The organism is Alsobacter sp. P4_H11, assembly GCF_056400925.1.
Genome location: NZ_JBFUKI010000001.1, coordinates 481,751 through 507,065, shown reverse-complemented (window position 1 = coordinate 507,065; position 25,315 = coordinate 481,751). Strand labels below are relative to the sequence as shown.

The 25,315-nt window shown below is 70.9% G+C and carries 22 protein-coding genes and 1 tRNA gene; 10 read left to right on the top strand and 13 right to left on the bottom strand.

The window, feature by feature from the left end; translation table 11 throughout:
- Positions 1–21 precede the first annotated feature (21 nt).
- From AC1DSZ_RS02310 to AC1DSZ_RS02295, 4 genes are all read left to right on the top strand, one after another.
- The gene (locus AC1DSZ_RS02310; protein ID WP_476836773.1) at positions 22–813 is read left to right on the top strand and encodes an MBL fold metallo-hydrolase; all 792 of its coding nucleotides are present in this window, start codon (positions 22–24) and stop codon (positions 811–813) included.
- A gap of 257 nt (positions 814–1,070) precedes the next feature.
- Entirely contained in the window at positions 1,071–2,975 is a 1,905-nt protein-coding gene (locus AC1DSZ_RS02305) for a heavy metal translocating P-type ATPase (RefSeq protein WP_476836772.1), read from the top strand.
- Positions 2,976–3,060: 85 nt separating this feature from the next.
- A tRNA-Asp gene (locus AC1DSZ_RS02300) sits at positions 3,061–3,137 on the top strand.
- 142 nt (positions 3,138–3,279) lie between these two features.
- Positions 3,280–3,627: a response regulator gene (locus tag AC1DSZ_RS02295; RefSeq protein ID WP_476836771.1), complete on the top strand. Its 348-nt coding sequence runs from the start codon at positions 3,280–3,282 to the stop codon at positions 3,625–3,627.
- A gap of 5 nt (positions 3,628–3,632) precedes the next feature.
- On the opposite strand, the gene AC1DSZ_RS02290 is transcribed toward AC1DSZ_RS02295, so the two are convergent.
- Complete coding sequence (locus AC1DSZ_RS02290; RefSeq protein WP_476836770.1) at positions 3,633–4,520, bottom strand: LysR family transcriptional regulator; 888 nt, start codon at positions 4,518–4,520, stop codon at positions 3,633–3,635.
- A gap of 229 nt (positions 4,521–4,749) precedes the next feature.
- On the opposite strand from AC1DSZ_RS02290, the gene AC1DSZ_RS02285 reads away from it, so the two are divergent.
- The 6 genes from AC1DSZ_RS02285 to AC1DSZ_RS02260 all read left to right on the top strand — a co-directional run bounded on the left by AC1DSZ_RS02285 (position 4,750) and on the right by AC1DSZ_RS02260 (position 12,530).
- Positions 4,750–6,276, top strand: a complete 1,527-nt coding sequence (locus AC1DSZ_RS02285; RefSeq protein WP_476836769.1) for an ABC transporter substrate-binding protein — start codon at positions 4,750–4,752, stop codon at positions 6,274–6,276.
- A 22-nt stretch (positions 6,277–6,298) separates the two neighbouring features.
- Positions 6,299–7,225, top strand: coding sequence for an ABC transporter permease (locus AC1DSZ_RS02280; RefSeq protein WP_476836768.1), 927 nt, complete (start codon positions 6,299–6,301; stop codon positions 7,223–7,225).
- Complete coding sequence (locus AC1DSZ_RS02275) at positions 7,222–9,183, top strand: dipeptide/oligopeptide/nickel ABC transporter permease/ATP-binding protein (RefSeq protein WP_476836767.1); 1,962 nt, start codon at positions 7,222–7,224, stop codon at positions 9,181–9,183. Before AC1DSZ_RS02280 ends, AC1DSZ_RS02275 begins: the two co-directional genes overlap by 4 nt.
- Positions 9,180–10,268: an ABC transporter ATP-binding protein gene (locus AC1DSZ_RS02270; protein ID WP_476836766.1), complete on the top strand. Its 1,089-nt coding sequence runs from the start codon at positions 9,180–9,182 to the stop codon at positions 10,266–10,268. The genes AC1DSZ_RS02275 and AC1DSZ_RS02270 overlap by 4 nt, the downstream gene beginning before the upstream one ends.
- 12 nt (positions 10,269–10,280) lie before the next feature.
- Positions 10,281–11,483 carry an NAD(P)/FAD-dependent oxidoreductase gene (locus AC1DSZ_RS02265; protein ID WP_476836765.1) on the top strand — a complete coding sequence of 401 codons (1,203 nt, stop codon included), beginning with the start codon at positions 10,281–10,283 and terminating at the stop codon, positions 11,481–11,483.
- A gap of 81 nt (positions 11,484–11,564) precedes the next feature.
- On the top strand, positions 11,565–12,530 hold the full coding sequence (locus AC1DSZ_RS02260) for a M14 family metallopeptidase (RefSeq protein ID WP_476836764.1): 966 nt from the start codon (positions 11,565–11,567) through the stop codon (positions 12,528–12,530).
- Here AC1DSZ_RS02260 and AC1DSZ_RS02255 read toward each other — a convergent pair.
- The 12 genes from AC1DSZ_RS02255 to AC1DSZ_RS02200 all read right to left on the bottom strand — a co-directional run bounded on the left by AC1DSZ_RS02255 (position 12,527) and on the right by AC1DSZ_RS02200 (position 25,095).
- Positions 12,527–13,675 (bottom strand): CaiB/BaiF CoA transferase family protein, encoded by a 1,149-nt coding sequence (locus AC1DSZ_RS02255; protein ID WP_476836763.1) that lies wholly within the window; start codon positions 13,673–13,675, stop codon positions 12,527–12,529. The two genes, AC1DSZ_RS02260 and AC1DSZ_RS02255, sit on opposite strands and share 4 nt — an antisense overlap.
- 22 nt (positions 13,676–13,697) lie before the next feature.
- The gene (locus tag AC1DSZ_RS02250) at positions 13,698–13,934 is read right to left on the bottom strand and encodes a SlyX family protein (protein ID WP_476836762.1); all 237 of its coding nucleotides are present in this window, start codon (positions 13,932–13,934) and stop codon (positions 13,698–13,700) included.
- Between the two features lie 45 nt (positions 13,935–13,979).
- Complete coding sequence (locus AC1DSZ_RS02245; RefSeq protein ID WP_476836761.1) at positions 13,980–15,404, bottom strand: FAD-dependent oxidoreductase; 1,425 nt, start codon at positions 15,402–15,404, stop codon at positions 13,980–13,982.
- Between the two features lie 230 nt (positions 15,405–15,634).
- Positions 15,635–16,249, bottom strand: coding sequence for a cysteine hydrolase family protein (locus AC1DSZ_RS02240; RefSeq protein WP_476836760.1), 615 nt, complete (start codon positions 16,247–16,249; stop codon positions 15,635–15,637).
- Positions 16,246–16,500: a hypothetical protein gene (locus tag AC1DSZ_RS02235; RefSeq protein WP_476836759.1), complete on the bottom strand. Its 255-nt coding sequence runs from the start codon at positions 16,498–16,500 to the stop codon at positions 16,246–16,248. The genes AC1DSZ_RS02240 and AC1DSZ_RS02235 overlap by 4 nt, the downstream gene beginning before the upstream one ends.
- Positions 16,497–18,575, bottom strand: a complete 2,079-nt coding sequence (locus AC1DSZ_RS02230; RefSeq protein WP_476836758.1) for a hydantoinase/oxoprolinase family protein — start codon at positions 18,573–18,575, stop codon at positions 16,497–16,499. The genes AC1DSZ_RS02235 and AC1DSZ_RS02230 overlap by 4 nt, the downstream gene beginning before the upstream one ends.
- A 574-nt stretch (positions 18,576–19,149) precedes the next feature.
- Positions 19,150–20,886 carry a hydantoinase B/oxoprolinase family protein gene (locus AC1DSZ_RS02225; RefSeq protein ID WP_476836757.1) on the bottom strand — a complete coding sequence of 579 codons (1,737 nt, stop codon included), beginning with the start codon at positions 20,884–20,886 and terminating at the stop codon, positions 19,150–19,152.
- Positions 20,883–21,764 (bottom strand): isocitrate lyase/PEP mutase family protein, encoded by an 882-nt coding sequence (locus AC1DSZ_RS02220; protein ID WP_476836756.1) that lies wholly within the window; start codon positions 21,762–21,764, stop codon positions 20,883–20,885. The genes AC1DSZ_RS02225 and AC1DSZ_RS02220 overlap by 4 nt, the downstream gene beginning before the upstream one ends.
- A gap of 2 nt (positions 21,765–21,766) precedes the next feature.
- Positions 21,767–22,468 (bottom strand): ABC transporter ATP-binding protein, encoded by a 702-nt coding sequence (locus tag AC1DSZ_RS02215; protein ID WP_476836995.1) that lies wholly within the window; start codon positions 22,466–22,468, stop codon positions 21,767–21,769.
- Positions 22,469–22,472: 4 nt separating this feature from the next.
- Positions 22,473–23,231: an ABC transporter ATP-binding protein gene (locus AC1DSZ_RS02210; RefSeq protein WP_476836755.1), complete on the bottom strand. Its 759-nt coding sequence runs from the start codon at positions 23,229–23,231 to the stop codon at positions 22,473–22,475.
- On the bottom strand, positions 23,228–24,229 hold the full coding sequence (locus AC1DSZ_RS02205; RefSeq protein WP_476836754.1) for a branched-chain amino acid ABC transporter permease: 1,002 nt from the start codon (positions 24,227–24,229) through the stop codon (positions 23,228–23,230). The genes AC1DSZ_RS02210 and AC1DSZ_RS02205 overlap by 4 nt, the downstream gene beginning before the upstream one ends.
- Entirely contained in the window at positions 24,226–25,095 is an 870-nt protein-coding gene (locus AC1DSZ_RS02200) for a branched-chain amino acid ABC transporter permease (RefSeq protein WP_476836753.1), read from the bottom strand. Before AC1DSZ_RS02200 ends, AC1DSZ_RS02205 begins: the two co-directional genes overlap by 4 nt.
- Between the last annotated feature and the right edge of the window lie 220 nt (positions 25,096–25,315).

Sequence of the window (25,315 nt, the reverse complement as noted above, 5' to 3'; positions counted from 1 at the left end):
CCGATCCGGCGGGACCATCGCATGAGCCTCATCGACCCCTCAGCCCCGATGCCGGTCGACCTGCTGGTGAGCGGCTTTCCCGGCAAGTCGACCTGCCATGGCGGGCTCGGCTGGAGTACAGTGGCGCTGATCCGGTCGGGCGACCGGGTCGCGCTGGTGGACGCCGGCAATTTCGGCATGCGCCAGTTCGTGATCGACCAGCTCGCCCAGCGCGGGCTGCGGCCCGCCGACGTGACCGACCTGCTGCTGACGCACTCGCATTTCGACCACTCGGTGAACTGGACGCTGTTTCGCCAGGCCCGGATCGTCGTCGGCGCGGCCGAGATGGGATGGGCGCTGGAACAGCCCTGGGGCGAGACGCCGGTGCCGGAGCTCTATGTCCGCACGCTGGACGACTGGCCGACCTGCGAGAAAGTGGAGGACGGCGCCGAGGTGTTCCCCGGCATGACCGCCCACCTCGCGCCCGGCCACACGCCGGGCTGCCTCGTGTTCCACTGGCGCACGCCCGAGCGCGACGTGGTCTTCACCGGCGACGCGGCCAAGAACCGGGCCGAGCTCCTGTCGGGCGACACCGACATGACCTACGACGCAGCCGTCAGCGGGGCCAGCATCGCGGCCATCTGGGACCGCTGGCGCGAGCGCCCCGGGACCATCCTGGTGCCCGGCCACGACCTGCCGATGGTGCTGGAGAACGGCGAGCCGCGTTATCTCGGTCGCCGCAAGGCCGGGATCCGCGCCTGGTTCGGCCGCGACATGCAGACGCTGGAAGACTTCGACCTCTCCGGAACGGCGTTGAGCGCTCGTGATTCGTGAAACCCTTCCGTTGTTGCGGGCGCAGCGAAGCAGTCCACCCTGAAGAACCGGCTTTGAAACTGGAGCGCTTGGCCTCCGGCTCGCTATGATGGTGGATGGGTTCGCGCGTCGCGAAGTGGCGAGCTGCGGAGGTCGCCAGGGATCAGGGCGAGGCGCAATAAGGCTCCGCTCGGAATATGAGGCAGCCCTTCCTCGGTTGATCCCGCACAATGCGCCACCCGGCCCCGTGGTCCAGAAAAGGGCCACGGAGAACGCCCTTGGCTGACGACACACTCAAACGATTCCTGTTCGCGATCGCGCTGCTGGGCCTGGGCTCGGGCCTCGGCTGCGCGGCGTTGGGCCGACCGGACTGGGCCGCCATCCTGTGGGCGGCCGGCGCGGCCGTGATCCTGGCGGGGCTCGTCGCCTCCATTCTGTCCAGCCTGCGCCGGGGCGAGTTTGGGCTCGACATCGTCGCCGCGCTGTCGATGAGCGGCGCGCTCGCGCTCGGCGAGATGCTGGCCGCCGCCGTGGTGGCGCTAATGTATGCCGGCGGCAACATGCTGGAGGCCTTTGCGGAGCGCCGCGCCGGCCGGGACATGACGGCCCTTCTGGCGCGCGCGCCGCGCACCGCCCTGCGCTACGAGGGCGAGGAGCTCGTGTCCGTGCCGCTGGAGAGCGTCCAGCCCGGCGACCGGCTGCTGGTGCGGCCCGGAGAGGTGACGCCGGCAGACGGCGTTGTGGCGTCCGGCGAAGCGCTGGTCGACCAATCCGCCATGACGGGCGAATCGCTGCCGGTCCGCATCATGGCCGGCGAGGACGTCATGAGCGGCTGCTCAAACGCGGGCGGCGCCTTCGCGCTGGAGGTGCGACGCCGCGCGTCGGAGAGCGCCTATGCGGGCATCGTCCGCATGGTGGCGAGCGCCCAGTCGTCGCGCGCCCCCATGGCGCGGCTGGCCGACCGCTACGCGCTGCTGTTTCTCGCCCTGACGATCGGGCTGGCGGCGGCGACGTGGTTCGTCAGCCACGACGCCTTGCGCGTGCTGGCCGTTCTTGTGGTCGCGACCCCGTGCCCGCTGATCCTGGCCGTTCCGGTCGCGATCGTGGCCGGCATGTCGCGCTGCGCGCGGGCGGGCGTGCTGATCAAGAACGCCGGCGTGCTGGAGCGCCTCGGGCAGGCCCGGGTGCTGCTGTTCGACAAGACCGGCACGCTCACCGTCGGGACCCCGAAAGTGGTGGCGGTGGACACCGACGGGCGCCATTCGGCCGAGGAGGTGCTCGCCGCCGCCGGCGCCCTGGCGCAAGGCTCGGGGCATGGCGTCTCGGCCTCCATCGCCGACCATGCGCGCGGGCAGGGGGCTTTGGCGCTGCCCCGGGACGTGGTGGAGACGCATGGCGCCGGCCTGACCGGCTGGGTGGGCGACCGGCAGGTGGCGGTCGGCTCCTTCGAGCACGTCGCCGGAGCCGTGAGTGACAGCGCTTGGGCGACGCAGCGGCGCCGCGACGGGCAGGAGCGCGGCATGACCGCCTATGTGGGCCTGGGCGACCGGATGGCGGGCGCCATCACGCTCCAGGACATCGTGCGGCCGGAAGCCGCCGAGGCCCTGGCGGCGCTTCGGGCCGAGGGCGTGCGCCGCATCGTGCTGGTGACGGGAGACGCCGAGGCTGTCGCCCGGGCGGCCGTGCGGGGCCTGCCGATCGATCTCGTGCTGGCCGGCGCGAGCCCGGCCGAGAAGGTCGCGGCAGTGGGCCGGGAGGCCGCCCACGGCGTCTCCGTGATGGTGGGCGACGGCGTCAACGACGCGCCCGCGCTGGCGGCGGCCGACGTCGGCGTCGCAATGGGATCGCGCGGCGCGGCGGCCGCCTCGGAAGCGGCCGACGCCGTGATCCTGGTCGACGATCTCGCCCGGCTGCCGACCGCCGTGCGCATCGGGCGCCGCGCCCGCCGAATCGCGCTGCAGAGCGTCTGGGTCGGCATGGGCCTGTCTGTGGCGGGCATGATCGCCGCCAGCCTCGGCTATCTCACGCCGCTGCAAGGCGCGCTGCTGCAGGAGGCGATCGATGTCGCCGTGATCCTGAACGCCTTGCGGGCGTTGCAAACTCCGGGAAATCCAACAAGTCATTCATTATACCCGAACGGCTCGGGCTCGGCCGCGGCTGCGGCGCCGCCGGTGGTGGGCTGAAATTCGCGTCTGGCCTGTTGACAGGGGGGAGGCCGTCCCGTAATTCAGCGCCACCGCAGCGGACCACTTCGACGGTCCGCCCCGCGGGGGAGTAGCTCAGTTGGTTAGAGCGCCGGCCTGTCACGCCGGAGGTCGCGGGTTCGAGCCCCGTCTCTCCCGCCACTTCGTTTCAGATCAATATCTTCTCAGGATCGGCTCACGTTTTCGGTGAGCGTCGCGCACGGCGTTACGACGCTGGAGTCTGCATCTTTTCGTTCCCACGCGCCTTCATGCTACGATCGGGCTCGTTGGGAGTGCCGGCGCCATGCGTATCCTGGTGATCGAGGACGATCCGCACATTGCAGTGAACATTTCGGCGAGCCTGGAGGATCTGGGCCACCGCATTGTCGAGGCGGACACCATCGCGGAGGCGCTGGAGGTGATCCGCGGCGAGCCGATCGACCTCGTGATCTCCGACCTCGGCCTCGCGGATGAAATCCGGGCCGAGACGTTTCTGGAAGCCGTCCGCACCCTGCATCCGCGCATGCCGATCATCGTCGCCACGGGGCTGGAGCCTGACGAGCGGCTGGTGCTGGACGACCGCATGCTGCTGCTGATGAAGCCCTACGGCATCGCCGACCTCGAGGGGGCAATCGCGCGCCTGACCGGCTGAGCGGGTCAGGGCCGGAACGGCGGCGGCGGCTGGAGGCTGGCGCTGAAAGCCTCAGCGACGCCGCTGGCCTGTCGGTGGCGCTGCCGGAACATGTAGATCGGCACCGCCAGGCGCGGCGCGAAGGGGCGGAAGATCACGCCCGAATCCGCCCGCAGGCGCGCGGTCTCCGAATCCACCACGCCGACCCCGAGCCCGTGCTCCACCATCGCGCAGACCGTGAGGCCGAGGCTGACGTCGATTACCGAGCTGTAGCGCGCGCCCGCGGCCTCCATGGCGGCGGCGAGGCGGCGGCGGAACTCGTCGGCGGGGCCGAGCGAGATGATCGGCTCGCCCGCGAGGTCGGCCGGGGATACGCTTTGCTGCGCTGCGAGGCGGTGGCCGGCGGGAAGCGCCGCGAAGCCCTCCAGGTCGAAGAGCTTGCGGCGGGCGAGGTTGGTCTCCTCGCTGCGGATCTGCGCGATGCCGATGTCGATCTCGCCCGATCCCACCAGCCGCACCGCGTCGGCGGAGTTGTCCGAGTAGAGCGACAGCGTCACGCCCGGATGCGTCTTGGCGAAGCGCGCCGCCATCAGGGGCAGCCAAGCGACGCTGAGCGTCGGGATCACGGTGACGACCACGCGCCCCTGCTTGCGGTCGCGCAGGCCGCCGGCGAAGCGCTTCAGGTTCTGCATGCCGAAATAGGTGCGCTCCACCTCGCCGTAGAGCGCGCGGGCCTCGTCGGTGGCGGCGATGCCCTTGGTGGTGCGGATAAAGAGCTGCAGCCCCAGGTCGAGCTCCAGCAGCCGCAGCGCCTGGGTGACGGCCGGCTGCGAGATGCGCAGGATCGCGGCCGCGCCCGTCACGGAGCCGCTGTCCATGATGGCCTTGAACACCTCGACCTGACGGTAGTTCATGCCGCCTCGCCATAACCGCAGGTAATGAAGATCGGCGAATTAGTGATTTGAGGCAATGGCGCCTTTCGTATCTCCTGATGGTGTCGCTGGAAGACGGCCCTGATCGATCGGCCCCACCCCAGCGCCCATTCAGGCTGAGAACCGCGCCGCCGGGGGCATTCACCGGGGTTCGCGCAGTGCTGATCCCCCGCGGACAATCGAAACCGACAGGCATTGGGGAACCACGGCTATGGAGAAGCTGCGTCTTGTTCGATACGCCGCCGTCGTGGCGGGCGTTCTGGGCTCCACGGCCGCGATGGCGGCGCCGGAGGGCGTGCTGCGGGTCGCCATCGGGGCCGATCCGGCCACTTTCGATCCCGCCTTCAACGACCTGCCGGTCGCCAATGCGGTGGATCTCGCGGTGCTGGAGGGGCTCTTCCGGCTCGACCCCAAGAACAACATCCAGAAGAACCTCGCGACCGACTACGGCTTCTCGGCCGACGGCAAGGTCTTCACGGTCAAGATCAAGACCGGAAAGAAATTCAGCAATGGCGACCCGCTCAACGCCGAGACGGTGGCGGCCAGCTTCAACCGGCTGCTCGACGAGAAGGTCGGCTCCATCTATCGCGGCCTCTACGCCTCGCTGGGCTCCGCCAAGGCGGTGGGCGAGGACACCGTGGAGTTCCACCTGTCCGAGCCCAACGGCCACGTGCTGATGCTGCTGGCCAACACGGCCGCGAGCATCGTCAACGTCAAGGCGGTCGCGCAGATGGGCGCCGAATATGGCCGCAAGCCGGTCGGCAGCGGCCCCTACATGGTGGAGAAGTTCATCGGCGGCGAGAGCTTCCGCCTCGTCCCCAACCCGACCTATTCGGGCGACTACCCGGCCACCCTCAAGGCCATCGACTTCACGGTCGCGCCGGAGGACGGCGCACGCATGGCGCTGCTGGAAACCGGCGGCGTCGACGTGGTGGAGCGCGTGCCGCCCGAGTCCATGCCGGCCATCAACGCCCTGAAGACCGCCAAGGTCATTAACCCGCCGAGCATGTTCTCCATCAACATGGAGCTCGTGCTGCGCGGCCCGCTCCAGGACGCCAAGGTCCGCAAGGCGCTCAACATGGCCATCGACCGCCAGGGCATGGCGGAGGGCATCCTGGGCGGCCTCGGCACGCCGTCCGTCGGCATGGTCGGCCCCGGCACGCAGGACGAGCTGCGCCGCACCTTCCCGCCAATCAAGTTCGACCCCGAAGGCGCGAAAAAGCTGCTCGCCGAAGCCGGCTACAAGCCGGGCGCTCTGCAGCTCACCATGACGTGCCCCAACGGGCGCTACATCAAGGACGCGCAGGTCTGCCAGGCCATCGCGGGCTCCTTGGAGAACATCGGCGTCAAGGCCACCGCCAACGTGGTGGACCGCGGCACCTGGAGCAAGGTGATCGGGCTCGATCCCGCCCAGCGCACCGACAACATGGGCATGGTGGGCCGCGCCACCGCGGGCATGGACTACACGCTGTTCCGTCTGTTCAAGACCGGCGTCGGCGCCAACCGCACCGGCTACAGCAATCCCAAGGTCGACGACCTCCTGGCCGAGGGCCGGCGCGTCACCGATCCGGCGAAGCAGAAGGAGATCTATGGCGAGGTCCAGGAGATCGTCTGGAACGAGCAGCCCTTCATCTTCCTCTGGTACCAGACCCAGGCGCTCGGCGTGTCCAACAAGGTGCAGGGCCTGGAAGTGCAGCCCAACGAGACGCTGGTGTTCGACAAGGTCACCCTGAAATAGCCCTCCCGCAACGGAGACGGCCATGTTCATCCCCCGACGCCTGGCCCAGGCCCTTCCGACCCTCTTCGTCGTGTCCCTGCTGGTCTTCTTCTTCATGGACATGATCCCCGGCGACCCGGCCCAGATGCTGGCCGGGCCGGCGGCGACCGACGCCGAGGTGCAAAGCATCCGCGAGTTTCTGGGGCTCAACCAGCCCCTGCTGACCCGCTACGGCCTGTTTCTGAAGGGCTTGTGGGACCCGTCGATCGCGACTTCCTTCCGCACCCACCGGCCGGTCGCGGTGGAGCTCGCCGAGCGGCTCCCGAACACGCTGATCGTCGCCATCGGGGGCCTGGCGCTCGGGCTCGTGGTCGGCACGGTGTCGGGCGTCGTCTGCGCGCTGCGCCAGGGCGGCTTCGCCGAGGCGGTCATCACCGTGCTGACGCTGACCGGCATTTCGATGCCGATTTACTGGCTCGGGCTCCTCTGCATCTGGTTCTTCGCCGTGTATCTCGGCTGGGTCCCGGCCGCCGGCGCGTCCACGCCCATGCACTTCGTGCTGCCCATCCTGGTGGTCGCAACACGCCCCACCGCGATGTTCAGCCGCCTGATCACCGCCAGCCTGCTGGAGGCGATGAGCAAGGACTACCTCGACACTGCCCGCGCCAAGGGGCTCAGCGAAACCCGCGTCATCGTCTCGCACGCGCTGCGCAACTCGCTCGTCGCGGCCGTCAGCGTCGCGGGCGTGCAGTTCGGCGGCATGCTGGGCGGCTCGGTGGTCACCGAGACGGTGTTCGGCATTCCGGGCGTCGGCCGCCTGCTGGTGGACGCCGTGTCGCGCGCCGACTACCCGGTCGTCCAGTACACGATCCTGATGTTCGCGATCTTCTTCGTGCTCATCAACCTCGCCACCGACCTGCTGACCCAGTGGCTCGATCCCCGCACCCGCGAGGAAAGGAGGGCCGCATGACGGCCGCGGTGGACTCCATGGCGCTGGGCGCGACGCCCGAGCGCGCCGAGGCGCGGGCGCCGCGCTCGCGCTGGCTGACGCTGCGCCGCATCGTCTCGCAGCCCAAGGGCGCGATCGGCCTCGCGCTGGTGCTCGGCTACCTGCTGCTGGCCGTGTTCGGCCCCATGCTGGCGCCGCTCGATCCGTTCAAGCAGAACTTCGCCCAGACGCTGAAGCCGCCATCCGCCCTGCATTGGTTCGGCACGGACCAGCTCGGCCGGGACGTGTTCAGCCGCATCCTCCTTGGCGCCCGCGCCACGCTGGGGGTGGGCGTCGGCGGCGTCGCCTTTGCGTTTCTGGTGGGCGTGCCGCTGGGCGTGCTCGCGGCCTGGCGGCGCGGCTGGTTCGACGTCGTGGTGATGCGCGCCATCGACGTGATGCTGAGCTTCCCCGACATCGTGTTCGCGCTCGCGATCGTCGCCATCCTGGGCGCCAACACGCAGAACGTCATCATCGCGGTCGGCGTGGTGTCGATCCCGATCTTCGCCCGCACGGCGCGGGCCGTGACGCTCAGCATCCTGGCTGAGCCCTATGTGGAGGGCCTGTCCTCGCTCGGGGCGCGGCCGTCGCGCATCATCCTGCGCCATGTGCTGCCCAACATCTCGGGCACGCTGCTGACGCTCTCGACGCTCCTGTTCGCCTCGACGCTGCTGTCGGCTTCCGGCCTCGGATTCCTTGGGCTCGGCACGCAGCCGCCATTCCCCGAATGGGGCACAATGCTGGGCGAGGCTCGCTCCTACATTCGCAGCCACCCGCATCTGGCGACTTTCCCGGGGCTGTTCCTGGCCGGGTCGGCGCTCGCCTTCAACCTGCTCGGCGATGCGCTGCGCACCGTCTACGATCCGACCAGCCGGGGCGCCGCGCCGCGCCGCTCCTGGCTCGACCGGCTGCGCCGCCCCAGGGTCGCGCCGCTCGGCGCGGCGGCCGGGGAGGGCGACGCCGTTCCGGCCCTGTCGGTGCGCGGGCTGCGCCTTGCGTTCCGCACGCCCGCCGGCCTGCTGGAGGTCGTGCGCGGTGTCGACATCACGCTGCAGGCCGGCCGCACGCTCGCGGTGGTGGGCGAATCCGGTTCGGGCAAGACCTCGCTGCTGCGCGCCATCGCGACGCTGGCCAATCCGGCCCAGGTGGCGGTCGTGGAAGGCTCGATCGCGGTCGGCGGCTCCTCGGCGGTCGGGCTCTCGCCCGCCGCCCTGATGGAGCTGCGCCGCCGCAAGATCGGCGTCGTGTTCCAGGACGCCGCCAGCGCGCTCAACCCGGTGCTGACGGTCGGCGCCCAGCTTTCCGAGGCCGTCCGGATCGGGACCGATCTCGACGCCGCCGCCGTGCGGGCGCGCTGCGTCGCGCTTCTCGAAGACGTCGGCATCTCCGACCCCGAGCGGCGGCTGGCCATGTATCCGCACCAGTTCTCGGGCGGCATGAAGCAGCGCATCGTGATCGCGATCGCGCTGGCGCAGGACCCGCAGCTCCTGCTTGCCGACGAGCCCACCAGCGCGCTCGACGTCACCATCCAGCAGCAGATCCTGGCGCTGCTGCGCGACATCCAGCGCCGCCGCGGCATGGCGATCCTGATCGTCACCCACGACCTCAACCTCGTGTCCCGCTTCGCCGACGACGTTGCGGTGATGTATGCGGGCGCGCTGGTGGAGGCCGGCGAGGCGGCGGCCGTTCTGCGCAGCCCGCTCCACCCCTACGCCCAGGCGCTGCGTTCCGCCGTTCCGGGCGGCTCGCGCCGCGGCGCGCCGCTGCCCGCCATCGCGGGCGAGCCCCCCATGGTGGGTTCTCTGCCGGGCGGCTGCGCGTTTCGGCCGCGTTGCGAGCGCACGCGCGGTCGTCCCGAATGCGTCGCCCACGAACCGCCGGCGCGCCCGGTCGACGGTCGCCAAGTCGCCTGCCATTTCGCCGAGGAGGGCCGGGCATGAGCGCGGCATTGTCCATCGACCTGCCTCGGCCGGACGACGCGGTTGCGGTGTCCGATGTTTCCCGCCACTTCGTCGGGCGGCGCCCCCTGTTTGGCGGAGCGCCCGCGCCGGTCGCGCGGGCGGTGGACGGGGTTTCGTTCCGCATTCCGCGCGGCAGCTGCTTTGCGATCGTGGGCGAGTCCGGGTCGGGCAAGAGCTCGCTCGCCCGCCTGCTGGTGGGCCTTCTGCAGCCAACCTCCGGCGAGGTGCGGGTGGACGGCGCGGCGGTGGCCGGGCTCGACGGCGCAGCCCTGCGCGGGCTGCGGCGCAAGATCCAGCTCGTGCTGCAGGATCCGCGCGCTTCGCTCGATCCGCGCATGACGGTGTTCGACACGCTGGAGGAGGCCCTGCAGGTGCACGGCCTCCATCCCGGCCGCGATGCGCGCAAGTCCCGGATTGCGGACGTGATGGCGCTGGTGGGCCTCAACGCCGCCCATCTCGATCGCTACCCGCACGAGTTGTCGGGCGGGCAACGCCAGCGCGCCGCCATCGCGCGGGCCATCATCTGCGAGCCCGAGATCCTGGTGCTCGACGAGCCCGTGAGCGCGCTGGACGTCTCCGTTCAGGCCCAGATCATCAACCTTTTGATGGAGCTGAAGCAGCGTCTCTCGCTCACCTTCATCATCATCACGCACGATCTCGGGCTGGTGGAGCACATGGCCGACTCCGTCGGCGTCATGTATCTCGGCCGCTTCGTGGAGCAGGGCGTCGTCGAGGATGTGTGCGGCGCGCCGCGCCACCCCTATACGCAGAGCCTGATGGCGGCGTCCTCCCACCACGGCGCGGCGGCCGGGGCCGTGCTGGAGGGCTCCATCCCGAGCCCGCTTGCGGTTCCGACCGGGTGCAGCTTCCACACGCGCTGCCCCGCCGCGCGGCTCCTTGCGGCGCGCTCGCCCGGCGCCGCGGTCGACACCCCGCATGGCCGCCTGCCGCGGCGCTGCGTGGAAGACCAGCCTTCCCCCATGCCGGCGCCGGGCGGCGCCAGCCAAGCTGCCTGCCACTTCGCCGACGCGCTTCCGGCGCGTCCGGCATCCCGTTCAGCATAAAGGGTCCAACCGATGTCCAGCACACACCAGGCCTCCGAGATCGTCATCGTCGGCGGCGGCATCTACGGAACGAGCCTCGCCTTTCAGCTCGCCAAGGCGGGCAAGAGCGTGACGCTGCTCGAGGCCGGCGAGATCGCGGGCGGCGCCTCAGGCGGTCCCGGCGAGCGCGGCGTCCGCGCCAATGGCCGCGACTTCCGCGAGCTTCCCGTCTGCGCGCTCTCGCTCGAGCTCTGGAGCCACTACCAGCAGGCCTTCGAGGGCGGAGTGGGCTATCGCCGGATCGGCGGCATCAAGGTGTTCGACATCCCGTACGGCCACCGCGAGCACGAGGTGATGGGTCGCATGCACGCCATGGCGGCCGCCCAGTCCGGCCTCGGCGCCCCGTCCGAGGTGTGGTCGCGCGACGAGACGCTGGCGCGCGAGCCCGAGCTCGCCGCCGGGATCATCGGCGCGGTGTATTGCCCCAATGACGGCGTGGGCGACCACACCTTCGCGACCCAGCAATTCGCCAAGGAGGCCGCCAAGGCCGGCGTGACCATCCGCACCCAGGCCAAGGTGGAGGAGATCCTCCATGGGCGCGGCGTCGCCACCGGCGTGCGGCTGGCCGGCGGCGAAGTGATCCCGGTCGGCGAACGGCTGGTGATCGTCGCCAATGCGGGCGCGCAGACGCTGCTGCAGCCGATCTTCAAGCCGCACGAGTTCAGCCCGGTGTGGAACCTCATGCCGCAGATGCACTACGTGTCGAACCCGCTGAACAAGAAGATCAACCACCTGATCTCGCACGCCCACCGGCGCCTTGCCGTGAAGCAGATCCCGGACGGCACGCTGATGCTGTCGGGCGGCGCCCATGTGGCGCATACGCCCGAGGGGCTTTGGAAGGGCTCGCTGAGCTCCATGACGCAGAACGTCACGGACGCGATCATGACCTTCCCGTTCATCGACCACTCGACCTTCATGAAGGCCGACGCCTCGCGGATCGAGACCGTTGCGGCGGACCAGATCCCGCTGATCGGCCAGACCGAGGCGCTGGCCAACACGCTCTACGGCTACGCCTGGTCCGGGCATGGCTTCGCGATTTCGCTCGGCTTCACCAAGCTGATGACCGACTGGATCGTGACAGGTTCCAAGCCCGAGGCGCTCGAGGTGTTTTCGCCCACGCGCTTCCACAAGCCGGCCGCGCTGCTGCAGGCCGCCGAGGTCAGCCGCGCCGCCTGAGCGGCTTCCACCCGCCAACTCGACCCGAACCCGCGACGCACAGCGTCGCGGGCCGGTAAAACGCGACCAGAAAGGCATGTCATGCTCGCCGAATTCGATCCCGCCCGCCCTGGAAAGGCGTTCTACGACCTCGGCCCCCTCGTGGGCCCGCTGGACGGCGTCTCGGGCGACGTCCTGTGCTGCATTAACAACGGGACGGGCCCGTCCGTGCTGCTGTTCGGCGGCGTCCATGGCGACGAGTACGAGGCGCAGATCGCGCTGCGGCGCCTCGCCGCCGCGATCCGGCCGGAGGACGTGACCGGCCGCATCATCATTGCGCCGTCCATCAACTTCCCGGCTTCCGAGACCGGCAAGCGGCTGTCGCCCTTCGATGGCCAGAACATGAACCGGGTGTTTCCCGGCAACCCGCAGGGCACCCCCACCGAGAAGCTCGCCGCCTTCGCGACGGGCACGCTGTTTCCGGCCGTGGACCTCCTGATCGACGTCCATGCCGGCGGTCGAGACGTCTCGGTGGTGCCGATGGTGTTCGGCTTCACGACGCCCACCAGCAAGGTCGACGAGGCCGCGCTCACGACGCTCATGGAGGCCTGGGGCTACGAGTTCGTCCAGCATGTGGACGGCATCCGCGAAACCGCCTGCGGGGCCGCCAAGGAGGCGAACCTCGCCTCCATCGAAGTGGAAGGCGGCGGCGGCCGCCTCAAAACCTCCGAGCTGGAGATCATGGAGGAGGGGCTCAGGCGCGCGCTGGGGGCGTATGGCGCGCTGGCGGGGGCGCCGGCGCCCGCGCGGTTCGGGGGCGTGCACGTGACGGCCGGGCCCGAGGGCCAGTATGTGGCGGACGCGCCCGGGCTCGTGGAGCACCGCGTGCCGCTGGGCGCGCGGGTGGGCGCGGACGACGTGGTCGCGCTGGTGCACCCGACGGCGGGCGCGGACCCGGCGCCGCGCGTCATCCGGGCGCCCACGCCCGGCTACGTGCTGCGCCAGACCGAGCACGCCTATGTGGCGCGCGGGCAGCTGATCGGGAACCTGGGCGCGCCCGTGCGCTAGGGCGCGATCGCGCCTGCCGCCGCGAGCGCGTCCAGGCGAGCGTCCGCCAGCCCCCAGGCGCGCAGGCTCTCGCGCGTGTGCGTGCGCGCGTCGGCGGGCGGACCGGCGATGCGCCCGGGCGTCCGGCTGAAGCGCGGCGCGGGCGCGGGCGTGCGGACGCCGTCGCCCGCGTCCACGAAGGCGTCGCGCGCCCGGGCGTGCGGATGCGCCGCCGCCTCCGCGCCGTCGAGCACGGGCGTCACGCAGGCGTCCGAGCCCGCAAACGCGTCCGCCCACGCGTCGCGCGTGCGCGTCGCGAACACGGCCGCGAACGCCGCGCGCAACTCGCCCCAGCGCGCCCGCTCATGCTGCCCCGGCAGCTCCGCGCCCTCCAGCCCGAGCCCGCGCACCAGCGCCCGATAAAACCTCCCCTCAATCGCCCCGACGGCGACGTGTTTGCGGTCGAGGGTTTCGTAGGTGGAGTACCAGGGGGCGGCGCCGCCGAGGGGGCAGTCGCCACGGCGGTCGGTCCAGAGGCCGGCCTGGACGTAGCCGTGATGCATGGTCATGAGGCTGGCGGCGCCGTCCACCATGGCGGCGTCGACGACCTGGCCGACGCCCGAGCTGCGCGCCTCCAGGAGGGCGGCCAGCATGCCCATGGCGAGGAAGAGCGCGCCGCCGCCGAAATCGCCCACGAGGTTGAGGGGCGGCACGGGCGGCCCCTCGGCGGGCCCGATGGCATGGAGAACGCCCGAGAGCGCGATGTAGTTGATGTCGTGGCCCACGTCGCCGCTGAGCGGCCCCGTCTGGCCCCAGCCGGTCATGCGGCCATAGACGAGGCGCGGGTTCGCGGCGAGGCACGCGTCCGGCCCCAGCCCAAGCCGCTCCATCACGCCGGGCCGGAAGCCCTCGATCAGCGCGTCGGCGCGGCCGACGAGGTCGAGCACGAGCGCTGCGCCGTCGGGCGATTTCACGTCCACGGCGGCGGCCTGCTTGCCCCGGTTCAGGAGGTCGAAGCGCGGCTCCACCGGAAAGCCGAGGTCCGCAGCCTCCAGCCTGTCGATGCGGATCACCTCAGCGCCCATGTCGGCCAGCAGCATGCCGCAATAAGGGGCAGGCCCGATGCTCGACATCTCGACGATCTTCAGGCCGTGCAGCGGTCCCATGCTGATCTCCCGGCGTACGGCCTCAATAATGCGGGGGCGGCGGCTCGTCCTGCCCGTCCGCGCCGACGCTGGCCTGGACCTCGCGCAGGCGATCCTCCAGCGCGGCCATGCGGCGCTGCATCTGCTCCAGCGCGGTCCACTGGTCGAGCACGACCTTGTTCAGGTCCTCGATCACCTGGTCCTGGTAGGCGGCGCGGACCTCGAGGTCATCGATCCGGGCGATCAGGGATGGCGGGCTGGATGGGATATCGTCCGGCATGGATCGGCTTCGGCTCTCTCGGGGCGCGCTCGCGCATGGTCGACCCTAGCCTTGGCGCGGCGGCGCGTCAGCCGCAAGCGCAAAGCGCCCCGCCGTCGCGCCCGCGATCCGGCCCAGCGTCACGGCCGTGAGAAGGCCGTTGCCCGACAGGTAGCCGGCGGCCGTTGACCCGGACACGCCGGCCGCCGCGCCGCCGGCCGCGAAAAGGTTCGGCAGCGCGCCTCCCTCCCGGCGCAGCACCCGGGCCGATGCGTCCACGACGAGGCCGCCCTGGGTGTGGAACAGCGCGCCCGTCACCCGCACGGCCCGGAACGGCGGGCGCAGCGCCGGCACGCCGGAGAAGCTGCGGCCGAAAGCATCGACGCCGCCCACCGCCTTCAGCCTCTCCACCGCCTCCAGCTCCGCCGCAAGCGCATCCGCCGGCAGCTTCGCGACGGCCGCGAGCTCCTCGATCGTGTCGCCCGCCAGCACGGCGCCGGCGGCCTCGGCCTGGCGGAAATCCTCGAACTGGCGCGCCACGGCGGCGATCCGCGCGTCAAAGATGTCGAACGCTACGCCGCCGGCCTTGCGCAGGACCGTCGCGGCCTGCTCCGAATAGCCGTGGCTCTCGTCGGAGAAACGCCGGCCGGCGGCGTCCACCTGGAAGCCGCCCTCCATGATGACCGCCCAGCTGATCAGGACGCCGTGCGGGTGCGCGACCGAGCCGTGCCCCTGGTAGCCGCCGAGGAAGCGCAGCTCCGCGCCCAGCACCTCGCCCCACAGCACCGCGTCGCCGCGGTTGCCGGGGTGGCCGAAATAGAGCGCGCCGTCCATCTCGGGGATGTGGCGGCGCACTAGCTCGGGATTGCCGCCATAGCCGTTGCAGGCGAGCACCAGGGCGTCGCAGCCGATGCGCTCGGTCGTGCCGTCCGGCCGCTCCAGCGAAACGCCGCGCACGGCGCCGTCCGGGTCGGCGAACAGCGTCGTGACGGTCGCGTCTGCGAGGATCGGGACGCCGGCCGCCTCGGCGGCCTCGCGCAAGCGGTCGACCAGTTCCGCGCCAGAGCGGCTCGGGAGGCCGTGCATGCGGCGGGCCGAATGGCCCGGGTAGTCGAAATCATGCACCAGCGAAAAGGGCAGGGCGTAGCGGTCCGCCAGCCACTCGATCGCAGGCGCGGCGGCCTGCGCGACGGTTGCGACCGCCACGGGATCGGCCTCGCCGCCGTTCTTGCGCTGGATATCGGCCGCGAAAAGCTCGGCGCTGTCCGTGATCCCGTGATCGCGCTGGAAACGCGTGCCCGGCGCCGGGATGAGCCCTGCCGACAGCGCCGTGGACCCGCGCGGCAGCGGATCGCGCTCCAGCACCACCACCTCGGCGCCGGCCTCCGTGGCGGCCAGAGCCGCGCACAACCCCGCCGCCCCGGCGCCGACGATCAGCACGGGCGCGTGGGCGTCAAAGGAAACGCCGGAGGCGGGCTCAACCCGGCTCATGGGCTGGCTCTTTCCATGCTAGTGCGGTTGCCTGCCTTCGTGCGGCTAGGCTCGATGAGCTTCCCTCCCCCTTGTGGGGAGGGAGTGAGGGTGGGGGTGTCTCGGCCTTGGTGTTTGGCCGGGCTTTCCCGCGCGTTCGCAAGACCCCCACCCCTAGCCCCTCCCCACAAGGGGGAGGGGAATGCGCTGCGGCGCTGAATTCAGATGCTTGGACGTTTTTAGAACCGCGTTCATTCTCCGCCGAGCTCCGCCATGGCTTCCGCGATCGACGCCACGCGGCACACCGGGCGGAGCGCCGCTATGGCGGTGTCGTGGGTGGCGGGCGAGAAGGCCGCGCAGCCGTCGGAGAGGACCACGGTGGCGAAGTCGCGCACATGGGCGTCGCGGACCGTGGAGGCGACGCCGCCATTGGTGACGATGCCGCAGACATAGAGCTTCTCGATGGCGGCCTTGCGCAGCACCCATTCGAGGCGGGTCATGTAGAAGGCCGAATAGGCGATCTTCTCGACGCTGAGGTCGGCCGGCGCGAGTTCGTCCACCAGGGCGTGGCCCCAGGCGCCGGGCTCGAAATCGCCCTTGCGCAGAAAGGGGCGAAGCTCCCGCAGATGCGGGCTGATCATGGGCTCGCCGCCCTTGGCGGGCACGAGCGTGAACTGGGTCTGGACGATCCAGCCGCCTGCGCGGCGCAGGAGGTCGGCGAGCGGCTTCACGCGCGCCGGAAGGGCCGCGATCTCGGGGGCGGTCTGGCCGGCGCGGCCATAGGCGCCCTGCGGGTGGATGAAGTCGTTTTGCAGGTCGCAGATCAGCAGGGCGGCGCAGGAGAGCGGGTTGATCTCACGGCTCATTGTTCGAATCCATCGCCCAATAAGAAAGTGTCCTTCGTGAACAGATCCGGCCAGATCCTCATGAGGATTGGCAGGGCTTCATAGTCGAGGCAGCCAATATGGTTGGACATGACCAGCCCGACGGCGCGTAACAGGCGTTTGTCGCCAACGCGCTCGGCAACCTCCGCCAAACACTTGAATTCGTCCTCGATGCGAAAGAGGCTAGCGCGGATCGCTTCGCCGTCGGCTTTCGAGAGTGGCGCAGGATTCATAACGGTTTCCCCCTCCCGACGATGAGGTTGCCGAGCCCGTCCACCCTGGCGCTGAGGCCGGGGTCGAGCACCGTGGTGGCGTCGGGCTGCTCCAGCACGGCCGGGCCCTCGATCACGGCGCCGACCGGCAGGTCGAGGCGCGACCAGATGGCGGCGTCGCGCCAGCCGCCCGCGAACCAGACCGGGCGGGAGCCGCGGCGGGCGGCGTCCAGCGTGAGACCGGGGTCGGGCGCGAGCGCGGCGAGGTCGAAGGGCGGGCGCCGGCCGACAGCGGCGGTGCGCAGGGAGACGATGCGGACCGGGATGCCGGGCAGGAGGCGGCTGAACTGCTTCTGGTAGGCGGTCTCGAAAGCCTCGCGGACGATCGCTTCGGACACGCCGGTCGCGCCGTCGCGCAGCGTGACCGGGAGGGGGACCGAGACCGTGTGCGTCTGGCCCCCGTAGTGCATGTCGAGCTCGTAGAGCACGTCGACGCGCTCCACCGCGATACCGGCGTCGTCGACAACGGCGCGGGCTTCGCGCCCGGCCTGCGCCATGCGGGCGTCCAGCGCGGCGGCGTCGAGGCCGGCGAGGTCGAGGTTCACGGTGAGCACCTGGTCGTGCCGCAAGTCGGCGATCACGCAGCCGAGCGCGCTGGTGATGCCCGGGAAGCGCGGCACCACCGCCCCCGAGAGGCCGACCTCGCCGATCAGCGCGCCGGCATGCAGCGCGCCGCCGCCGCCGAAGGGCATGATGGCGAAGCGGCCAGGATCGTGCCCGCGCTCGATGGAGACGAGCCGGATGGCGCCGGCCAGCCGGGCGTTGGCGATGCGCAGCACGGCTTCGGCCGCCTCCATGACGCCGAGGCCGAGCGGCGCGCCGACATGCTCCAGGATGGCCGCGCGGGCGGCCTCCACGTCGAGCCGCTCCAGCTTGCCGCCGATGGGCCGCTCGGCGTTGATGCGGCCGAGCACGACGTTGGCGTCCGTGAGGGTGGGGCGCGTGTTGCCCTGGCCGTAGCAGACCGGGCCGGGGCGCGAGCCGGCGCTTTCGGGGCCGACCTGCAACAGGCCGCCCTTGTCGACCTGCGCGATGGAGCCGCCGCCGGCCCCGATGGTGGTGATCTCGATCATGGGCGTGCGCACCACCATGCCGAAGTCGATGGTGGTCTGCGCCGCCAACGTGGATTCGCCGCCCGCGATCAGCGACACGTCGAAGGAGGTGCCGCCGAGATCGCCCGTGATGACGTTGGGGAAACCGGCCGCGCGCGCGATGGCGGCGGCCGCGATGACGCCCGCCGCCGGGCCGGACAGGGCCGTGCGCACCGGCAGGCGCCGCGCCGTGGCGGTGGACATCACGCCGCCATTGCTTTGCACGATGTGGAACTGGCCGGTGAACCCGTCCGCCGCCAGCGCGTCGGTGAGCTTGCCGAGGTAGGAGCCCACCACGGGCTGCAAGTAGGCGTTCAGCGCCGTCGTGGAGGTGCGCTCGAATTCGCGGATCTCGGGCAGGATTTCGGACGAGATCGAGATGTCGTCGTTGGGCCAGATCTCGCGCAGCGCCGCTGCGGCGGCGCGCTCGTTGGCCGGGTTGGCGTAGGCGTTGATGAACACCACCGCGACCGCCTGCGCGCCCTTGGCGAGCAGCGCCCGGGCGACGTCGCGGACTTGCGCTGGATCGAGCGCCTCGCGGATGGTCCCGTCCGCCAGGGTGCGCTCGTCGACCTCCATGCGCATGTCGCGGTCGGCCACGGGGGTGAAATCGCCCCATAGGCCCCAGGTGCGCGGCCGATCGCGGCGGCGCATCTCCAGAACGTCGCGAAAGCCGCGCGTCGTGATGACGCCGATGCGTGCGCCCTTCCTTTCCAGCAACGCGTTGGTGCCCACCGTGGTGCCGTGCACGATGGAGCCCAGTGCGGAGACGGGCCCGAGACGCCTCAGCCCCTCGATGAAGCCCACCGCTTCGTCGCCCCGGTTGGACGGCGCCTTGGCGGTGGCGAAGCGGCGCGCGGCCTCGTCGAAATAGAACAGATCCGTGAAGGTGCCGCCGACATCGACGCCCACGATGGCGCCGCGCGGGGTGGTGGTGGCGGTCATCGGGCGTGGTCCATGAGGTTTCGTGTTCTCAGCGCCGTCATCCCCGGCCGGAGCGCCGCAGGCGCGGAGGGGAAGGGGATCCAGGGGCCATGGGCGCGGCGGCCCTGGATCCCCTTCCCGGCGCTTCGCGCCGCCGGGGATGACGGAGGAGAGAGCGAGCGCAAGCGGGGAGATGGCCGAGTTTCAAGATCCGTACGCATCTTGCTGGCGAATTCGATGCAGTCCGGTGGATCAGAGTTTGGCGCCAACAGCGCCGTCATCCCCGGCCGAAGCGCCGCAGGCGCGGAGGGGAAGGGGATCCAGGGGCCATGGGCGCGGCGGCCCTGGATCCCCTTCCCGGCGCTTCGCGCCGCCGGGGATGACGGAGGAGAGAAGGCGTCAGGCAGAGGTTTGGCCATGCACCCACGTCCTGCATCCTGAGGAGCAGGCCCGCTTGGGCCTGCGTCTCGAAGGACGAGGGGGTCCAGGAAGCTGGCGGGTCGTGCGTTCTGGAGTTCCTCGTCCTTCGAGACGCATCGCCAAGGGGCGATGCTCCTCAGGATGAGGGGTTTGTGGGGGTGGGAAGAGAGGGTGCTCATGCGGCGCTTCCGGCGCGGAGCGCTTGGGTGGCGTCGGCGTCGAGGACGCCGGCTTCCGAGACGGCCACGCGGTAGTCCGCGCGGGCGGCTTCGGTCGAGAGGTAGCCGAGGCGGACGTCGTAGGCGACGCGGGCGGGGTCTCGGGCGAGGGGGTCGCCCCAGCCGCCGCCGCCGGGGGTTTCGAGGCGCACGCGCTGGCCCTGGGCGATCTTGACGTCCGTGACCTTGGAGGCGAGGGGCGGGGAGGCTTCGCCGTCCGCGGTTTGCCAATGGAAGCGGTTCAGGGCGGCCGGGCCGCCGCCATTGACGCCAAAGGGCGCGAAGCGGCCGCGCTCGCCGAGCAGGAACACGTCCGCTCCGGAGGGCGCCAGCGCCTCGATCTCGTAGACGGCGCCGAGGCCGCCGCGATGCAGGCCGGCGCCGGCGCTGTCGGGGCGCAGCGCCCATTGGGTGAACAGCACCGGGTAGGAAGCCTCGAGGATCTCGGCCGGCGGGATGGTGGCCATCGAGATCGGGTTGTTGCCATGGTTGAGGCCGTCCGTCTCCGGGTTGCCGCCGAGGCCGCCGCCAAAGAACGAGAACATGACCCAGCGCGCGCCATTCTGGCGATGGCCCGCCAGCGACAGCGCGTTGATGGTGCCGAAGGGCGCGGCCGTGGCGCGGTCGGGCATGATCTTGGCCAGCGCGCCGAACACGACGCCGATGACGCGCAAGATGGTTTCGGTGTAGCCGCCCACCGGCTTGGGGGCGCTGACGCCGAGGAGGGTCGTGTCCGGGATCACGAAGCTGATCGGGGCCATGCAGCCGGCATTGGCGGGCACGTCCGGAAACACGTGCTTCAGGGCGACGTAGCAGCAGGCGACGGCCGTGGAGCGCGCGATGTTAAGCGGGCCGGCGCAGGCAGGCGACGAGCGCGAGAAGTCCAGCGTCATGCGGTCGCCCGCGACCGTGAGGTCGAGCGCGATCGTGAGGCGCTCGTCCGTGACTCCGTCGTTGTCGAGGTAGTCCTCGAAGCTGATCGTCCCGTCCGGCAGGGCCGCGATGTTTTCGCGCATCAGCGCTTCGGCGCGGCCCGTGAAGGCCGCGAAGGCGGCGTCGACGGTGTCCTCGCCATATTCGTCCAGCAGGCCGGCGAGGCGGCGCTCGCCGAGATCCAGCGCGTTGAGCTGGCCGTTGAGGTCGCCCTCGTTGGAGCGCGGCACGCGGCTGTTGGCGGCCAGGATGGCGAGGATGTCGTGGTTCAAGCGGCCGGCCGCGATGAGCTTCACGGGGGGGAAACGCACGCCCTCCTGGAAGCTCTCGGTGGCGCGGGCGTTGAAGCCGCCCGGCACGTTGCCGCCGATATCGAGCCAGTGGCCGACGGAGGCGAGCCAGCAGAAGAGCTCGCCGCGGCGGAACACCGGGCGGACGAGGCGAAAATCGTTGAGGTGGGTGCCACCGTCATAGGGGTCGTTGAACAGGAAGGTGTCGCCCTCGGCGAGCCCGCCCTCGCGCGCGACCTTGTCGATTACGGCCTTCACGGCGAACGCCATGGCGCCGACGAAGATCGGCAGGCCGGTCGTGCCCTGCACGAGCGTCGCGCCGGTGTGCGGGTGGTAGAGGCCGTGGCAGGCGTCGCGGGCCTCGGCGATAATGGGGTTGAAGGCGGAGCGGTAGAGCGTCGCGTCCATTTCGTCGGCGATCTGCTCCAGCCGGCCCTTCAGCACCGCGAGCGTGACGGGATCGAGCGTCATGCCGGGTCCTCGTAGCGGCGGCCGCGGGCCAGGGTAGCGTCAGTGCCGACGATGCGGTTGATGGCCGCGAAGTCGAACATGCGGTCGCGGAAATTGTCCGTGGTGCCGTCGCGGCGCAGCACGCCGTAGAAATCCTGCGCGGCGCGGGCGAGCGCCCGCACGATGGCTCCCGGGAAGATCACCAGGGCGAAGCCCAGCGCCTCCAGCTCGGGGCCGGAGAGGATGGGCGTCTGGCCGCCTTCCACCATGTTGGCCATGAGCGGCGCGCGGCCGCCGAGCGCCTTGGTGACGGCGCCGAGCTGGTCGCGGGTGCGGGGGGCTTCGACGAAGAGCATGTCGGCGCCGGCCTCAGCATAAGCTCCGGCGCGTGCGATCGCGGTGTCGAAGCCCTCCACCGCGACCGCGTCCGTGCGGGCGATGACCAGCGTGTCGGCGGAGGCGCGGGCGTCCACCGCGGCCTTGATCTTGCCGACCATCTCGCCGGTCGGCACCAGGCCCTTGTCGGCGAGGTGGCCGCAGCGCTTGGGGAAGGTCTGGTCCTCGAGCTGGATGGCGGCCGCGCCGGCGCGCTCGAACAGGCGCACGGTGCGCTGGACGTTGAGGGCGTTGCCGTAGCCGGTGTCGGCGTCCACGATCACGGGCGTGCGCACCCGCTCGCAGACATGCGCCAGCGTGTCGGCGACCTCGCTCATCGAGACGAGGCCGATGTCGGGCTGGCCGAGCTTGGTGTAGGCGATCGCCGCGCCCGAGAGGTAGAGCGCGTCGAAGCCGGCGTCGGCGGCCAGCGAGGCGGTCAGCGCGTCGTAGACGCCGGGCGCGACCACGATGCCGCCGCGGGCGAGCCGGCCTTTGAGGGACGGCGCGGGTTCATCCGTCATGGTCACATTCCCAGGTAAGCTTTTTCGAGATCAGGATTTTGCGCCAGCTCGGCTCCGGTTCCGGAGAGCACGATCCGGCCGTTTTCGAGCACATGGGCCCGGGTCGCGACGGCGAGCGACTGCATGACGTTCTGCTCCACCAGCAGGATCGCGAGGCCGTCTGCGTTGAGGCGACCGATCAGCGCGAACATCTCCTCCACGAGGAGAGGCGAGAGGCCGAGCGAGGGCTCGTCGAGGATCAGCAGCCGCGGCTCGCCCATCATGCCGCGGCCGATGGCGAGCATCTGCTGCTCGCCGCCAGACAGCGTGCCGGCGCTCTGGCCATGCCGTTCGCGCAGGCGCGGGAAGGTGGCGTAGACGCGCTCCAGGTTGGCGGCCCGGTTGGGCTTGCCGCGGCGAAACGAGCCGAGCTCCAGGTTTTCCTGCACGCTCATGTCCGGGAAGATGCGCCGGCCTTCGGGCACATGGATCAGCCCGGCCGCCACGATGGCGGGCGGCGCCAGGGCGTCGATGCGCTCGCCGCCGAAGCGGATCTCGCCGGCTTGCGCGCGCACCACGCCCGAAAGCGCCTTGTTGAGCGTGGTCTTGCCGACGCCGTTGGAGCCCAGCACGGCGACGATCTCGCCCGGCGCGACGTCGAGGTCGAGCCCGCGCAGCACCTGCGTCTGGCCATAGCCGGCCACGAGCCCGCGCACCGAAAGCAGCGCCTCACCCATGGGCGGCCTCCCGGGCGGCGAGGCGGGCGGCGGCGCCATGGCCGAGATAAGCCTCGATCACGGCGGGGTCGCGCGTTACGGCGGCGGGCGGGCCTTGCGCGATCATGCGGCCCTGGGCGAGCACATAGACGGCGTCGCAAAGGCTCATCACGGCCTGCATCACGTGCTCGACCATCAGGATGGTGACGCCGCTGTGGCGCAGGTCGCGGATAATCGGGACGATGTCGCGCACCTCGGACGGGTTGAGGCCGGCCAGCACCTCGTCGAGCAGCAGCAGTTCGGGCTCGGTGGCGAGCGCGCGGGCGAGCTCCAGCCGCTTGCGGCCCACCACGGTGAGGCCGGAGGCCGGCGCGTCGAGCCGGTCGGCGAGGCCGACGCGCTGCGCAACCGCCTCGGCCTTGCCCAGCGCGTCGTTGCGCCGGGGGTGGCGCAGATGCGCGCCGACCGCGATGTTCTCGCGCACGCTCAGGCCCGCGAAGGGCTGCACGATCTGGAAGGTGCGGGCGACACCCAGCGCGGCGCGCTCGTGCGGCGCGAGCGCGCCGATGTCGCGCCCCTTGAACAGGATGCGGCCTGCAGTCGGCGTCTCGAAGCCGGACACCAGCGTGAACAGCGTGGTCTTGCCGGCCCCGTTGGGACCGATCAGCCCGGTGATGCCGCCGGCCTCCACGACGAGCGAGGCGGCGTCGACGGCGAGCAACCCGCCGAAGCGTTTCGACACGGCCTCGACCTGGAGCAGCGGCGCGCTCATGCGGGCCTCCGGGTCCAGAAGCCGCCCTTGAGCCGGTTGAACAGCCCCTGCACGCCGTTGGGCGCGAACGCGATGGCGAGCACCAGCAGCGCGCCATAGAGCGCCAGGTCGGCGCCGGGGAGGCGCCCGGCCAGCGCCTTGGTGACCTCGGCCAGCCCATGCAGCGCCAGCGCGCCGATCAGCGGTCCGAGCACGGTGCCGAGCCCGCCCACGATGGGGACGAGCAGCGCCTCCACGGAGATCCAGGTGCCATAGGCGATGTTGGCGTCCACGAAAAGAAAGTATTGCGCGTAGAAGGCGCCGGCCGCCGCCGTGACGGCGGCCGAGGCCGTGATGGCCTGCAGCTTCACCCGGAAGGTGTTGACGCCGAGCGCCTTGGCGGCGTCCTCGTTCTCGCGGATTGCGACAAGATAGGCGCCGAAGCGCGAGCGCTCCATCATCCGGGTGGCGACCAGCGCGGCCGTGACGAGCGCGAGCGCGATCCAGAAGAAGGTCGCCCGACTGGCGAACTGGAAGTTTTCGGGCCGCATGTCGAGCTTGATCAGCGCCCCGGAGGCGCCGCCCGTCCAGGGCGACGCGTTGGCGACGATGCGGAACACCTCCGCGAAGGCGAGCGTCACGAGGGCGAAGTAAGAGCCGCGCAGGCCGGAGCGGAAGGAGAGAAAGCCGATGGCGGCCCCCACTGCCGCGCCGATCGCCACGGCGGCGGCGAAAGCCAGGTAGGCGTTCAGCCCAAGCTGGCTCTGCAGCAGCGCGACCGCATAGGCGCCCGTGCCGAAGAACACCGCGTGGCCGAACGAGAACTGTCCGCCATAGCCGCCCAGGATGTTCCATCCCTGTCCGGCGAGCGCGATCAGCAGCGCCAGCACCATGGCGTTCAGCACCGTGTTGGCGGTGGTGGCCAGCGGCAGCATCGCCAGAAGCAGCGCGACGGCCACGATGGGGCCGTAGGCGGCCAACAGCGAGGTACGGGGGCTCGTGTTTACTGGGTCGGTCATGCGCGGGCTCCGAACAGGCCCGTGGGTCGCACCAGCAGCACCAGGATGAAGATCAGGAAAATGCCGAGCTGGCCTAGGCTCTCACCGAAATAGAGGCCCGACAGGCTCTCGACGACGCCGATGAAGAGCCCGCCGATCAGCGCGCCCGGCACAGAGCCCATGCCGCCCAGCACCACCACGGTGAAGGCGACCAGCACATAGGCGGTGCCGACGCGCGGGTTGACGTAATAGCTCGGCAGCAGCACGCAGGCCGCCACCGCGAGGCAGGCCGCCCCGATGCCGAAGGTCACCGCGTAGATGTGGGTCACGTCGATGCCGACCAGCGACGCGCCGAGCTTTTCCTTGGCGACGGCCCGGATCGCCTTGCCGGTGTCCGTGCGGGTGAGCAAACCCCAGAGCAGGGCCGCGACCACGCAGGTCACCCCGAACGCGATCACGCGCGGCATGGGCAGGAACACGAAGCCGAGGTCGACGGAGGAGAACCCGTAGGGCACGTCGATGCTGCGCGTGTCGGACCGGAAGGCGGCCAGCAGCACGTTCTCGATCACGATAGAGAGGCCGAGCGTCACGAGGAGAATGTTGCGGTCCTCGCCATGGCTGGCGGGCCCGATGATCCAGCGCTGCACCGCGTAACCGAGGGCGAAGAACGCGGGCGCGATGAACAGCACCGCAATCAGCGGGTCGATCCCGGCCTGATGGGCGAAGAACGCCGCGAACATCGCGGCCGTCAGGATCGCCCCATGCGCGAAGTTGATGATGTGCAGCACGCCATAAACCAGCGTCAGCGCCACCGACACGAGGGCGTACACCGCCCCCGTGAGGAGGCCGTTGAGCAAGGCGGCGATGACGATCTCGGGCGAAAACATGCGTGTCCTGTGTGTCGGCTTCCGGTTCACTGCCGTCATCGATTCGGTCGCAAGAGGCACAACTCCCTCCGTCATCCCCGGCGCGCCGAAGGCGCGGGAAAGGGATCCAGGAGTGAGCGCCTTTGCCCCTGGATCCCCTTCCCGACCTGCTGCGCAGGTCGCCGGGGATGACGGCGGGTCAGGTGCAAGGGCTGCCGTACCCCGCCGTCATTGCGAGCGG

What these genes read in the sequence shown, in the direction of transcription:
- AC1DSZ_RS02310 (WP_476836773.1), top strand. Translation starts at nt 22, where the DNA reads ATGAGCCTCATCGACCCCTCAGCCCCGATGCCGGTCGACCTGCTGGTG.
- AC1DSZ_RS02295 (WP_476836771.1), top strand. Translation starts at nt 3,280, where the DNA reads ATGCGTATCCTGGTGATCGAGGACGATCCGCACATTGCAGTGAACATT.
- AC1DSZ_RS02290 (WP_476836770.1), bottom strand. Translation starts at nt 4,520, where the DNA reads ATGAACTACCGTCAGGTCGAGGTGTTCAAGGCCATCATGGACAGCGGC.
- AC1DSZ_RS02285 (WP_476836769.1), top strand. Translation starts at nt 4,750, where the DNA reads ATGGAGAAGCTGCGTCTTGTTCGATACGCCGCCGTCGTGGCGGGCGTT.
- AC1DSZ_RS02280 (WP_476836768.1), top strand. Translation starts at nt 6,299, where the DNA reads ATGTTCATCCCCCGACGCCTGGCCCAGGCCCTTCCGACCCTCTTCGTC.
- AC1DSZ_RS02275 (WP_476836767.1), top strand. Translation starts at nt 7,222, where the DNA reads ATGACGGCCGCGGTGGACTCCATGGCGCTGGGCGCGACGCCCGAGCGC.
- AC1DSZ_RS02270 (WP_476836766.1), top strand. Translation starts at nt 9,180, where the DNA reads ATGAGCGCGGCATTGTCCATCGACCTGCCTCGGCCGGACGACGCGGTT.
- AC1DSZ_RS02265 (WP_476836765.1), top strand. Translation starts at nt 10,281, where the DNA reads ATGTCCAGCACACACCAGGCCTCCGAGATCGTCATCGTCGGCGGCGGC.
- AC1DSZ_RS02260 (WP_476836764.1), top strand. Translation starts at nt 11,565, where the DNA reads ATGCTCGCCGAATTCGATCCCGCCCGCCCTGGAAAGGCGTTCTACGAC.
- AC1DSZ_RS02255 (WP_476836763.1), bottom strand. Translation starts at nt 13,675, where the DNA reads ATGGGACCGCTGCACGGCCTGAAGATCGTCGAGATGTCGAGCATCGGG.
- AC1DSZ_RS02250 (WP_476836762.1), bottom strand. Translation starts at nt 13,934, where the DNA reads ATGCCGGACGATATCCCATCCAGCCCGCCATCCCTGATCGCCCGGATC.
- AC1DSZ_RS02245 (WP_476836761.1), bottom strand. Translation starts at nt 15,404, where the DNA reads ATGAGCCGGGTTGAGCCCGCCTCCGGCGTTTCCTTTGACGCCCACGCG.
- AC1DSZ_RS02240 (WP_476836760.1), bottom strand. Translation starts at nt 16,249, where the DNA reads ATGAGCCGTGAGATCAACCCGCTCTCCTGCGCCGCCCTGCTGATCTGC.
- AC1DSZ_RS02235 (WP_476836759.1), bottom strand. Translation starts at nt 16,500, where the DNA reads ATGAATCCTGCGCCACTCTCGAAAGCCGACGGCGAAGCGATCCGCGCT.
- AC1DSZ_RS02230 (WP_476836758.1), bottom strand. Translation starts at nt 18,575, where the DNA reads ATGACCGCCACCACCACCCCGCGCGGCGCCATCGTGGGCGTCGATGTC.
- AC1DSZ_RS02225 (WP_476836757.1), bottom strand. Translation starts at nt 20,886, where the DNA reads ATGACGCTCGATCCCGTCACGCTCGCGGTGCTGAAGGGCCGGCTGGAG.
- AC1DSZ_RS02220 (WP_476836756.1), bottom strand. Translation starts at nt 21,764, where the DNA reads ATGACGGATGAACCCGCGCCGTCCCTCAAAGGCCGGCTCGCCCGCGGC.
- AC1DSZ_RS02210 (WP_476836755.1), bottom strand. Translation starts at nt 23,231, where the DNA reads ATGAGCGCGCCGCTGCTCCAGGTCGAGGCCGTGTCGAAACGCTTCGGC.
- AC1DSZ_RS02205 (WP_476836754.1), bottom strand. Translation starts at nt 24,229, where the DNA reads ATGACCGACCCAGTAAACACGAGCCCCCGTACCTCGCTGTTGGCCGCC.
- AC1DSZ_RS02200 (WP_476836753.1), bottom strand. Translation starts at nt 25,095, where the DNA reads ATGTTTTCGCCCGAGATCGTCATCGCCGCCTTGCTCAACGGCCTCCTC.